Here is an 11607-nt window from a genome sequence, read left to right on the forward strand (position 1 = left end):
AGAAAAGTGGATGCGCGCGGTTCAACGCAAGCCGGCGGCCATGAGCCCGCGGCGGCGCAACAGGCGACGCTCGATCGGAGCGAAAAACACCAGTTCGACCAGTATCCCGACGAACAGAATCACCAGGATCGTTGCGAGCACGCCCGCGAGGTCGGCCAGTTCGCGGCTCTGGTTAAGCATTGTACCGAGGCCGAATCCGATCGTACCGCCGGTCGTGATGATCTCCGCGGCCATCAACGAACGCCACGCGAAAGCCCAGCCCTGCTTGAGGCCGGAGAAATAACCGGGCAGCGCGGCCGGAAGCACGACGAGGGTCGCCATTTCGAACCGGGAGGCGCCGAGTACGGTGCCGACGCGGCGAAGCTGCGGCGGAATCTGGTCGACACCGGACACGAGTCCGTTGGCGATCGAGGGGACGGCGCCCATCAGGATGACGAAGTACACCGTGGCATCGGTGAGGCCGAACCAGATGATCGCGGCCGGCACCCACGCGACCGAGGGCAGCACCTGCAGACCAGACAACAGTGGGCCGACGGCCCGTCGTACCGGGCGGCATTCAGCCAGCAGCAGCCCGATCGGGGTGCCGATAGCGACGGCGATCAGAAAGCCGAGGCCGCCGCGTTCGAGGCTCGTCGCGACCGCGAGCTGCAGGCGCTCACTCGACCATGCGCTGGCCAGGGCGCCGAACACGTCGAACGGCCCGGGGATCAGGTCCGGCCGCGGTTTGGCGATAAGTATGTAGACCTGCCAGGCCGCGACGAGGGCGATGAGCAGCAGAATCGGTGGCAGGACACCGTCGACGGTGCGGCGGAAAGCTCCGCGGGGCGTTTCGGGGACGGCCTGCAACGAATCCAGGCCAGCTTCGAGGCGACGAAATTCGTCGTGGCCGGGATCGGGTGTGTGCGGTGCGGCAGGGGTGGTGTCAATTCGAGCGTCAAGCGGCATTTCGGCGGATCTCCTCTCGCAGCTGACCGGTGATCTCGTCGCCCAGACGAGCTACCTCGGGGGATTCGATTCGGCGGGAGCCGGTATCGGTGATGGTCCACTCGTTGACGATGCGGCCGGGGCGCGACGACATCAGCAGAATTCGTTCGCCTAACCGGGCCGCTTCCCGCACGTTGTGGGTGACGAAGACGATGGTGCGGCCGGTCTGGCGCCACACCCGTTCGAGCTCTTCGTGCAGCAGGTCCCGGGTGATGGCGTCGAGGGCGGCGAACGGTTCGTCCATGAGCAGCACCTTGCGGTCCTGCGCCAGCGAACGAGCCAGCGCGACCCGCTGCCGCATGCCGCCGGAGAGCTCGTGCGGGCGCTTGTCGGCGGCATCGGCCAGGTTGACCAGATCAAGCAGTTCGAGTGCCGCTGCTCCCCGCGCTTTGCGCGGCACCCCGCGCAGTTTCAGGGCGAGCTCCACGTTGCGGCCGGCGGTCAGCCAGGGAAACAGAGCGGCGTCCTGGAACATGACGGCGGCTTTACCGCTCGCCACGGTCACTGCGCCCTCCGTCGGCTTCTCGAGGCCGGCGATGATGTTGAGCAGGGTGGACTTGCCGCATCCGCTCGCACCGAGCAGGCAGACGAACTGGCCGGCCTCGATCGAGAGGTTGATATCGTCGAGCACGAGTGGGCCGGTGCCGTAGCGCTTACCGAGGGACTCGATCGCGATTGCGGCTCGCCCAGGGGCGACGGCCGGTTCAGTGGTCTGCACGGGTGCTGTCACGACTGACGTGCGTGCGGGGGAGGTCACGGCGACACGTCCGACCCGGCGCCCGAGCCATCGCCGGCCCGGGTGGGCTCGCCCGGCGCGGTGACGATACCGGCGGCGAGGGTTGCGCCGTCCTGCGGGTGAATCACGAGAAAAGCGCCCGAACGGCGGTTCTGCACGTAGCGTTCCACGGGCAGATCGCGCGATAAGCGGATGCTGGCCTGCCCGATATCGTTCACGGCCAGGTTTGTCGCCGGTTCGACGCCGAGCGTCGTCAGGTCGAGCCGACCGGTGACCTCACTGACCAGGGCCTGCACCACGGTCGTGCCGAACTTCACCAGAACTCGGGCGCCCGGAGCGAGCGGGCGCGGGTCGAGCCAGAACAGGTCGGCTTCGAGCGTGCGGGTAAGAGGCGGCAGGGTGTCCAGCGCTGCGATGATGGCGCCGCGGGCAATGTCGAGATTGTCGGCCAGCTGCAGGGCGACCGACTGCGGCGCGAAGGCTTCGTCGAGAAATACCCCGGCGAAGTCGATGCTGGTGACGGTGCTGGTGCCGCCGCCGGGTTCAACGCTGACGGTGTCACCCACCTTGATGCTGCCGCTCGCGACCTGGCCAGCATAGGCCCGATAGTCGCGGTAGGAGTCGGCGAGCTCGGGGGCCACGACGACAGCGCCCTGCGGGCGCAGTACGAGCTGCACGGGCAGCCGGAATGCCTCGGAGGTCCGCCCAGATGCGTCGAGGTCATCGATCACGCTGAGCGTCTCCAGCAGTTCAAGCAGGCTCGGCCCGGCGTACCAGGGCGTGCGCTCTGAGCGGTCGACGACGTTGTCGCCGACCAGTGCCGACACTGGAATCACGAGAACCTCAGCGATTCCGAGTTCGGCGGTGACGAGACGAACGGATGCCTCCACCTCTCGGTAGGCGGCCTCGTCGTAGTCCAGCAGATCGATCTTGTTGACCGCGACGATCACGTGCGGTACCCGCAGCAGCGCGACGACGCTGAGGTGCCGGCGCGTCTGCTCGAGCACCCCCTTGCGGGCGTCGATGAGCATGATGACGGCATCCGCTGTGGTGGCGCCGGTGACCATGTTGCGGGTGTACTGCACGTGGCCGGGGCAGTCCGCGAGGATGAAGGACCGCGCGGGCGTTGCGAAGTAGCGGTAGGCCACGTCAATGGTGATGCCCTGTTCACGTTCGGCGCGCAAGCCGTCGGTCAGGAGGGCGAAGTCGATGCCGCCGCTCTCGCCGCCGAAGCCGCGTTCGGTGGAGGTGCGGGTGACCGCTTCGAGCTGGTCGGCCAGGATCGCCTTCGAGTCGTGCAGCAGTCGGCCCACCAGGGTGGACTTGCCGTCGTCGACGGAACCAGCCGTTGCGAAGCGAAAGAGGGTGCCTTCGGGAGCGGCGACAATGTCGTTTTCGGTGCTGGCCTGGGGGTCAATGGTGAGGGTCATCTGTTATTCCGTTCCCAATCCGCCGGCCGAGACCGGTCCTTCAGAGCGTTCGGCCAGTACGGCGTTGAGCAGCGTCACGTTGAACAGGCCGTTCAGGTCGCCGTCCTTGGCGGTGCCGACCTTGACCGCCTCGCTCAGCGACACTGGAAAGGTCGTGGCGAGCGGGTCGACAGTGAATTTCACTTCGGTCAGGGCGCGAGCCAGAACATCGTCGGCGAGAGCCTTGCCGGTGTCGGCCGTGAGCTGAGCGTTGATGACGGCCGGGGCGTCGGCCGGGTTCTGGGTGAGCCAGTCCACGGCGGTGACGTGCCCGTCGAGCAGGGACCTCACCGTGTCCGGGTGTTCCTCGAGAAAGGCCTTGCGCACCAGCAGTACGGTGGTGGGAAAATCGCCGTTGTCCCAGAGGTCGGCTTCATTGACCAGAACGTGGCCGCCGCCTTCGAGCACAAGCCGGGAGACCCAGGGTTCAGGCAGCCAGGCGCCGTCGATCTTGCCGCTCTGGAACAGGGTGAGAGTCTGCGCGTTATCGGTGGGGGACACCGTGACGTCGCCGCCGCCGGTTGTGCTGGTTTCGTAACCCTTGTCGCCGAGCCAGGATCGCAGGGCGACATCCTGGGTGTTGCCCAACTGCGGAGTGGCGAGGATCGTGCCGGCCAGGTCGGCCGGGCTGTCGATGCCGTCTCGCACCACGAGCGCAGCCCCGCCGCTCGTGGCTCCGGCCACGATAACGGCCGACTGGCCGGCGCTTTGAATGAACGTGTTCACGGCGGGGCTCGGGCCGATGTACGCGGCGTCGATGGCGCCGGCGCTGAGTGCCTCAACGGCCGCCGGGCCAGCGCTGAAAATCTGGGTGCTCAGTTTCGTGTCGCCGAGGGCATCCGCGAAGTAGCCCTTCTGCAGCCCGACGAGCGCCGCGGCGTGGGTGACGTTGTCGAAGTAGCCGAGGCGAAGTTCGGCGGCGGGACCCTGGTCGGTTGCGGGCTCGGTGCTGGCCGTGGCGGCGCATCCACTGAGCAGAAGTGACGTTCCCAGCATGAGGGCGCCCAAACGGAGCGAATTCTTCATTAGAAATATCCTTCCTTTTTGCGGTCTTCCATGGCGGCCTCGGAGATGCGGTCGTCGGCGCGGGTCGCGCCGCGTTCGGTGATGGTGCTCACTCCCACCTCGCGCACGACGTCGGAGACGGATACTGCTGCCGAGTCGACCGCGCCGGTGCAGCTCATATCGCCCACCGTGCGGTAGCGCACGGTGCGAACTTCGACGGTCTCGTCGACTCGTGCCGGGCTGACCGGGCCGACGGCACGCCACATGTCGTCGCGGCGGTACACCTCACGCTCGTGGGCGTAGTAGAGCGGGGGTAGTTCGATGTTCTCGCGTTCGATGTAGCGCCAGACGTTGAGTTCGGTCCAGTTACTGATCGGAAAGGCGCGAACGTGCTGGCCCACGGTGTGGCGGCCGTTGTAGAGGTTCCACAGTTCGGGGCGTTGGTTGCGCGGGTCCCACTGCCCGAACTCATCGCGTAGCGAGAGGATGCGCTCCTTCGCGCGCGCTTTATCTTCGTCGCGACGGGCGCCGCCGAAGACCGCGTCGTGCCGACCGGCTGCAATGGCGTCGAGCAGCGGGAGGGTCTGCAGGGGGTTGCGGGTGCCGTCGGCGCGTTCCGCCAGGCGGCCGTCGGCGATGTAATCCTCGACCTTGGCGACGGTCAAACGTACGCCGTGCGCGGCGACGGTCTTGTCGCGAAACTCGAGCACTTCGGGAAAGTTGTGGCCGGTGTCCACATGCAGCAACGAGAACGGAATCTTGCCAGGCCAGAACGCCTTCGCGGCGAGGTGCAGTACGACGACGGAGTCCTTGCCGCCGCTGAACAGCAGTACGGGGCGTTCGAACTCGGCGACGACCTCGCGAATAATGTGGATCGCTTCGCTCTCGAGCACGTCAAGTTCGGAGAGGCGGTGTGAAGTTGCGATCGTCATAGGTGGAGCCCGCATTCTGTCTTCTCGAGGGTGGCCCAGCGGCCGGAACGGGGGTCAGCACCAGCCGCGACGGGCTGGGTGCACGGGGCGCAACCAATGGAGGGATAGCCCTGGGAGAGCAATATGTTCACGGGAACTTGGTGTTCGGTGGCGTAGTCCATGAGCTCGTCATAGCTCCAGGCGGCAACCGGGTTCACCTTCACCAAGCCGTTGCGTTCGTCCCAGGTCACCAGCGGCGTGTTGGCGCGGGTGGGTGCTTCGTCCCGGCGCACACCGGTGAACCACAGCTCGTAGCCGCTGAGCGACCTCTGTAGCGGTTCGACCTTGCGCATCGCGCAGCAGGCGTTCGCGTCGCGGGCAAAGAGTTCGGCGCCGTGCAGGGCATCCTGCTCCGGCACCGTCGTCAGCGGCAACACGTCGACAATCGTTACCGGCAGGGCGGCAGCTACCGCGTCGCGGGTCGCATAGGTCTCGGCGAAGTGATACCCGGTGTCGAGAAAGAGCACGTCGACGCCGGGCAGCTGCTGCGACACGATCTCGGGCAGCACCGCGTCGGCCATGGAGCAGGCCACGGCGACAGAGCCGACGCCGAAATTGCGGGCGACCCAGGCCACGACCTCGGCGGCGGTGGCCTCACGGTTGTTGGCGGCAGCGGCCGCTGCGAGTTCAATGGAGCCGGCTTCGGCGAGGGCCTGAAGCTCGACGCCCGATCGACGCGGCGGCAGGTCGCGGGCGGGATACGTGGCGGCGCGGGTCTGGCGTATCGTGGCGTTCAGGTTGACAGCGCTCATTTGAGGTCCTCTTCATCGGCGCGGTGTGCCCACTGCGCAAAAGTTTCGTCGGCGCTGCGGGCGGCCAGAAAGCGCAGCACGAGGCGTTCGACGTAGTCGGTGAGGTTCTCGGCGGTGACCTTGAGGCCACGCACGGTGCGGCCGAGGCCGGCTTCTTCGCGATCGACCGAGGCGAGACCGCCGCCCAGGTGCACCTGGAAGCCCGGAGTGGAACCGCCGTTGCCATCCGGCAGCAACTGGCCTTTCAACCCGATATCCGCTGTCTGAATGCGGGCGCAGGAGTTGGGGCAGCCGTTGACGTGCAGGGTGATCGGGTGCGGGGCCTCGATCGTGGCGAGGCGTTGTTCGAGCTCGAGGATGGCATCCGTTGCCGTCTGTTTGGTTTCGACGATGGCCAGCTTGCAGAATTCGATGCCGGTGCAGGCGACGGTGGAGCGGCGGAACAGGCTGGGGCGGGCCGACAGCCCGATCTCGTCGAGGGCCGCGATGAGCGGCTCCACGTGCTCCTCTGCCACGTCGAGCACCACGATCTTCTGGTGCGGGGTCGTGCGCAGCCTCCTCGAGCCGTAGGTTTCGAGCAGGTCGGCGAGGCGGATGAGGGTTTGGCCGGAGACTCGGCCGACGAAGGGGGCCACACCGATGTAGAAGCGGCCGTCCTTCTGTTTGTGCACACCGATGTGGTCACCCTGCGTCTTCGGGCGCGGCGCAGCGGGCCCGTCTGGCAGGGGGTAGCCGAGGTATTCGTCTTCGAGAATGCGACGGAATTTCTCGGTGCCCCATTCGGCGAGTAGAAACTTCAGGCGTGCTTTGCCGCGGAGGCGACGGTAGCCGTAGTCCCGAAAGATCGAGGTGACGCCGCGCCACACCTCGGATACTCGGTCTTCCGCTACGAAGGCACCGAGCCGTTCGGCGAAGCGCGGAGTGGTGCTGAGGGCGCCGCCTACCCACAGGTCATAGCCGATGCCGAGCTCGGGGTGGTCGACGGCTACGAGACCGATGTCATTGATCTCGTGCACGACATCCTGGCTCGGGTGGCCGGTGATGGCCGTCTTGAATTTGCGGGGCAGGTTGGCGAATTCGTCGGTGCCGAGGTACTTACGGGCGATTTCGGCGATGGCTTCGGTGGGGTCGATGAGTTCGTCGGCAGCGATTCCGGCCACGGGGGAGCCGAGGAAGACGCGGGGTACGTCGCCGCAGGCCTGGGTGGTTTCCAGGCCGACGGCTTCGAGACGGCGCCAGATTTCGGGCATGTCCTCGATCTGGATCCAGTGCAGCTGAATATTCTGGCGGTCGGTGATGTCGGCTGTGTCGCGGCCGAAGTCGCGGGAGACCTCACCGATCACGCGGGTCTGTTCGGTGGTGAGCTGGCCGCCGTCGATGCGCACCCGCAGCATGAAGTAGCGGTCTTCGAGTTCTTCCGGCTCGAGGGTGGCAGTCCTGCCACCGTCGATGCCGGGCTTGCGCTGGGTGTAGAGGCCCCACCAGCGAAAACGGCCGTGCAGGTCGGTGCCGTCAATGGAATCGAACCCCTGCTTGGAATAGATTTCTTCGATACGGCCACGTACAGCGAGGCCGTTGTCGATCTGCTTCCAGACCTCGTTGCCGTTGAGCGGTTCGGTGCCGTCTATCTTCCACTGGCCGTTCGGGCGGGTTGAAGGCCGCGGCGGACGGGCTGCGGGCAGCTTGGTCGCGACCGGTGCATTCGCGGCCACGGCCGTTTCGCTGTGCACCGTCTCGGATTCGTTCGGCACGTGGGCTCCCTCGGTTTGCGGCGCTGCCCCGGGGTTCACGAACCGAAGCAACGACTCTCACGCTACTGCGCCGCACGAATGGGGGCGCGGTGAGCTGGTCATGCGCTGTCACACACTGTCACGCGGCGTCACACAGGTTGCGCGGAACCGCTTGAGTGTTCGGTCGGCAGCTGGCATGCTGCGGACTGGTCGCGTCCCTCGCCGCGCAGAAGGCGGCGGCGTCCCCGTAGGCTAGGCACATGGCTGAACGAACCCCCTGGTCCCTCTCTGGCGCACTGCGCGGAATGTTCGCAAAGAAGACCATCGACGCCGACACCTGGGACGACCTCGAGGACGCCCTGCTGAAAGCCGATTTCGGCCCGAATGTCACCGAAGCGGTCATCGCCGACCTGCGTGCCAAGGTCGCCAAATACAACACGACCGACCCGACTGACCTTCAGCGGATGCTGCGCGAAGGCATCGAAGAGCGGCTCTCGGTTCTCGACTCCACCCTCACGCTCTCCGATCGGCCGGCCGTCGTGCTCGTCGTCGGCGTCAACGGCGTCGGCAAGACCACGACGATCGGCAAGTTCGCAAAGTTTCTCCATACCTACGGTCGCAGCGTTGTCATCGGCGCTGCTGACACATTCCGGGCCGGCGCTGTCGAACAGCTGGCGACCTGGGCCGAGCGCGCCGAGGCGCAGATCGTGAAACCGCAGATGACCGGCCAGGATCCGGCATCCGTCGCTTTTCAGACCGTGGAGAAGGCGAAGAACGAGGGCATTGAAATCGTGCTCATCGACACCGCCGGGCGGCTTCAGACCAAGGGCGGCCTGATGGACGAGCTCACGAAGATTCGGCGGGTGGTGGAGAAGCAGGGGCCGATCGCCGAGGTGCTGCTCGTACTCGACGCGACGACCGGCCAGAACGGGCTGGCCCAGGCCGAAGCGTTCATCGAGCACGCCGGGGTGACCGGGCTCGTGCTGACCAAGCTAGACGGCTCAGCCCGTGGCGGCTTCGTGCTGGCGGTCCAGGAGAAGACCGGCATTCCGATCAAACTGGTTGGACAGGGTGAAGGCATCAACGACCTCACCGGTTTCACCCCGCACGTGTTCGCCCAGAAACTCGTCGGCTGATCGACTATTACATTCAAGAGACAGTGAGACCAGCATGAGCATTGAACACGATTTCTTTGGAATTCTCGGCGACGAAGACGAAGGAGAGGTGTACTGGTCGGACGCCGCCGAGCTCGGCGACCAGAGCGTCGAAGTCGATCTCAGTTCGCCCGATGAAGATTCGGTGACCACCGAGGCGCTCGACATTGCTGCTGCGATGATCGGCTCGATGGAGGACCTCGACTCCCAGGTGCGCGAATCCCTCGTGGCCGACCTGTCGGCCGAGGTGTCGGTGACGAGCCAGTACATCGGTGAGCAGCTCGACGAGATGGACCAGGAAGCGATCGAAAACGCCATCATCTGGGATTCCGGCGACCAGCAGATTGACTTCCTGCGCTCGCTGCGCCTGCAGCGCATCAGCTTTCACCCGCATCACGCCGGCAGCGAGGCGCACTTCGCGGTGCTCGAATATGCCATCAGTCCCGACGATTCCGACGGACTGCTCGTCGTGACGATCGACGTGCATGGCGACACCGTCCTGGTTGCCCTGGACAGCTGATTGAACGGGGCCCGGGCCCCGTCCGCGGGCCCAGTTTATAAACTGGGCCCGCGTTCATAAGGTGGGCCGCGAGCGTGCGCGGGCCGCCTGCCGTGCTACCCCAGGTGCACAGCGGGCTCCGTGCCGAGCAGATCGTCCCTGTGCGGGCGTACCAGGAAGAATGCAATGGGCGCCGCCGCAAAGATGATGATGGCCGCCCACAGAAACGCGGACTGGTAGCCGCTCACGAGCGCGCCGAACTGTGCGGCCGGTGAGGGCACCTTGCCGACCAGATAGGAACTCACGGCGGCCGTATAGAGCGCGGTGAACAGCGCGGTTCCGAGCGAGCCGCCGATCTGCTGCATGGCCGTCACGGCGGCGCTTGCCGCGCCGGCGTCGTGTTCGGCAATTCCGGACAGGGCCACGTTTTGAAGAGGCACGAAGATCAGGGCGAGGCCGGTTCCGAGCAGAATGAGCCCGGGCAGCACCTCCAGCGCATAGTTTCCGCCCACCGTGATGCCGGTCAGCCAGAGCAGGCCGGCTGCTCCGACGACCGGGCCGACAGTCATTGGAATGCGTACGCCGGTGCTGGCCAGAAACTTTGACAGCACCCCCGCACCGATCATGATCGTCGCCGTCATCGGCAGGGAAGCGAGACCGGACTGGATCGGGGTGTATCCCAGCACGATCTGAAAATACAGCGTGAGAAAAAGCAGTCCGCCAAGAAGCGCAGCGCCGGAAAGCAAAGCGGTGAGAAAGGCTCCGCCGCGCACCTTGTCGACGATAATGCGCAACGGCAGAAGCGGATGATTGGACCGGCTCTCCACAAACACGAACAGTGCCAGCAGCACCAGTCCGAGCGGGAGGCAGAGGAGCACGGGCCAGCTGCCCCAGCCATTCTCGGCCTGTGCGAAGCCGAAGACGAGGGATCCGAGACCGAACGCCACGAGAACGGCCCCCGGCACGTCATACCGGGTGTTGCCGAGCGCCTTACTTTCCCGGATCACCGGAAGGGCGGCCGCAATCGCGACGATCGCGATCGGCACGTTCACGAACAGGCACCAGCGCCAGCTCGCATACTCGGTGAGCACGCCGCCGAGAATGAGGCCAACGGCCGCGCCACCGCCGGCGATTGCGCCGTAGAGGGCAAAGGCCTTGATGCGGTCCTTGCCGCCGGGAAAATTCACGGTGAGTAGGGCGAGCGAGGCGGGAGCGAGTAAGGCTGCGAACAGCCCCTGCAGACCACGAGCAGCCAGTAGCTCCCCGGTGTTCTGCGCAGCACCGCCGATGGCCGAAGCGATGGCGAACCCGGCCATGCCCACGATGAAGGAGCGTTTGCGGCCCCAGAAGTCGGCGATGCGCCCGCCGAGCAGCAGCAGCGCGCCGAACACCAGCGAGTAGAGAGTGACGACCCAGGTACGGTCGCCGTCACTCATGCCGAGCGTGATCTGGGCTTGGGGAAGCGCGATGTTCACAATGGTGCCGTCCAGCACGACGGTGAGCTGGGCGAGCGCCACAATGGCGAGTAGCCACCACCGGCGGGGGTTGGCGGCTGGCGGATCAGTGGAAGCGGATGACGCGGCGGCCAGCGAGGCCGGGGCGGTACTGGGTGGATCGGTGCGAAATCGTGGGGTCGGCATAGGGGTCATTATACCGAACGAACTAGTTCGTTTTATAAATTATTGGTTATAGTCAAGGGTATGGCACGAGGCGGAGTAGACCCACAGACCCGGATTCTCGAGGCTGCGCGCGCGGAATTCGCCGCTCACGGCCTCGCCGGAGCGCGCATCGACCGCATCGCCAAGACTGCGTCGGCCAGCAAGGAACGCCTCTACGCGTACTACTCCGACAAGAAACAACTCTTCCTCGAGGTTCTGGAGCTTAATCTGCGCGAGTTTTCGAGTGACGCTGTGCTGACTGACAATGATGTCCCGGCCTTCGCGGGAGCGCTGTTCGACCACGCGATGCTCCACGGCGACCATCTGCGCATGATCGATTGGGCGCGCCTCGAAACCGACGGTACCTGGCTGCCGGCCCTGGAAGTCATGCTCGGCTACCGAGACGAACAGGTGCGCCGCATCCGTTTGGCCCAGGCCGCCGGACGGGTCGATGCATCGTGGGAGCCGGCGCAGCTCATGACTCTCGTCTTCGGTATCGCCTCGGCCTGGGTGCACGAGCCCGGCGCGATGCTGACGCACGGCGGCGGTTTCGACTCGGTGGCCATAGCAGTCCGGCGCGCCAACGTCATCCGTGCGGTCGAACGGCTGATCGCACCGAGCGCAACGCCTGCGATAAACTGACGCCACT

At 65.9% G+C, this 11607-nt stretch carries 11 protein-coding genes; 3 read left to right on the forward strand and 8 right to left on the reverse strand.

All coding sequences use genetic code 11. The annotated features are described in order from the left end of the window. Positions 1–21 precede the first annotated feature (21 nt). Genes E3T38_RS12465 through E3T38_RS12495 form a run of 7 tightly spaced genes read right to left on the reverse strand, consistent with a single transcriptional unit; the run spans position 22 to position 7629 of the window. On the reverse strand, positions 22–945 hold the full coding sequence (locus tag E3T38_RS12465) for an ABC transporter permease (protein WP_134548461.1): 924 nt from the start codon (positions 943–945) through the stop codon (positions 22–24). After that, positions 935–1702 carry an ABC transporter ATP-binding protein gene (locus E3T38_RS12470; protein WP_241984451.1) on the reverse strand — a complete coding sequence of 256 codons (768 nt, stop codon included), beginning with the start codon at positions 1700–1702 and terminating at the stop codon, positions 935–937. The genes E3T38_RS12465 and E3T38_RS12470 overlap by 11 nt, the downstream gene beginning before the upstream one ends. Positions 1703–1737: 35 nt before the next feature. Continuing rightward, the gene (locus tag E3T38_RS12475; RefSeq protein WP_134548463.1) at positions 1738–3150 is read right to left on the reverse strand and encodes a sulfate adenylyltransferase subunit 1; all 1413 of its coding nucleotides are present in this window, start codon (positions 3148–3150) and stop codon (positions 1738–1740) included. Positions 3151–3153: 3 nt separating this feature from the next. Then, positions 3154–4215, reverse strand: coding sequence for an ABC transporter substrate-binding protein (locus E3T38_RS12480; RefSeq protein ID WP_134548464.1), 1062 nt, complete (start codon positions 4213–4215; stop codon positions 3154–3156). After that, on the reverse strand, positions 4215–5126 hold the full coding sequence (cysD, locus tag E3T38_RS12485) for a sulfate adenylyltransferase subunit CysD (protein ID WP_174775237.1): 912 nt from the start codon (positions 5124–5126) through the stop codon (positions 4215–4217). The genes E3T38_RS12480 and cysD overlap by 1 nt, the downstream gene beginning before the upstream one ends. Next, on the reverse strand, positions 5123–5917 hold the full coding sequence (locus E3T38_RS12490) for a phosphoadenylyl-sulfate reductase (RefSeq protein WP_134548466.1): 795 nt from the start codon (positions 5915–5917) through the stop codon (positions 5123–5125). Before E3T38_RS12490 ends, cysD begins: the two co-directional genes overlap by 4 nt. Continuing rightward, positions 5914–7629 carry a nitrite/sulfite reductase gene (locus tag E3T38_RS12495; RefSeq protein WP_174775243.1) on the reverse strand — a complete coding sequence of 572 codons (1716 nt, stop codon included), beginning with the start codon at positions 7627–7629 and terminating at the stop codon, positions 5914–5916. Before E3T38_RS12495 ends, E3T38_RS12490 begins: the two co-directional genes overlap by 4 nt. A 278-nt stretch (positions 7630–7907) precedes the next feature. Between E3T38_RS12495 and ftsY the strand changes: the two genes are divergently transcribed. Together ftsY and E3T38_RS12505 are read left to right on the forward strand one after the other, a co-directional pair. Next, complete coding sequence (gene ftsY / locus E3T38_RS12500; RefSeq protein ID WP_104126922.1) at positions 7908–8783, forward strand: signal recognition particle-docking protein FtsY; 876 nt, start codon at positions 7908–7910, stop codon at positions 8781–8783. A gap of 34 nt (positions 8784–8817) precedes the next feature. After that, positions 8818–9321, forward strand: a complete 504-nt coding sequence (locus E3T38_RS12505) for a DUF2004 domain-containing protein (RefSeq protein ID WP_134548467.1) — start codon at positions 8818–8820, stop codon at positions 9319–9321. A gap of 95 nt (positions 9322–9416) precedes the next feature. Here E3T38_RS12505 and E3T38_RS12510 read toward each other — a convergent pair whose 3' ends face one another. Beyond that, positions 9417–10940 (reverse strand): MFS transporter, encoded by a 1524-nt coding sequence (locus E3T38_RS12510; RefSeq protein WP_174775238.1) that lies wholly within the window; start codon positions 10938–10940, stop codon positions 9417–9419. A gap of 60 nt (positions 10941–11000) precedes the next feature. Between E3T38_RS12510 and E3T38_RS12515 the strand changes: the two genes are divergently transcribed. Next, positions 11001–11600: a TetR family transcriptional regulator gene (locus E3T38_RS12515; protein WP_134548469.1), complete on the forward strand. Its 600-nt coding sequence runs from the start codon at positions 11001–11003 to the stop codon at positions 11598–11600. Positions 11601–11607 lie beyond the last annotated feature (7 nt).

The sequence above is a fragment of the Cryobacterium sp. Hb1 genome (genome assembly GCF_004403585.1).
GTDB lineage: Bacteria > Actinomycetota > Actinomycetes > Actinomycetales > Microbacteriaceae > Cryobacterium > Cryobacterium lyxosi.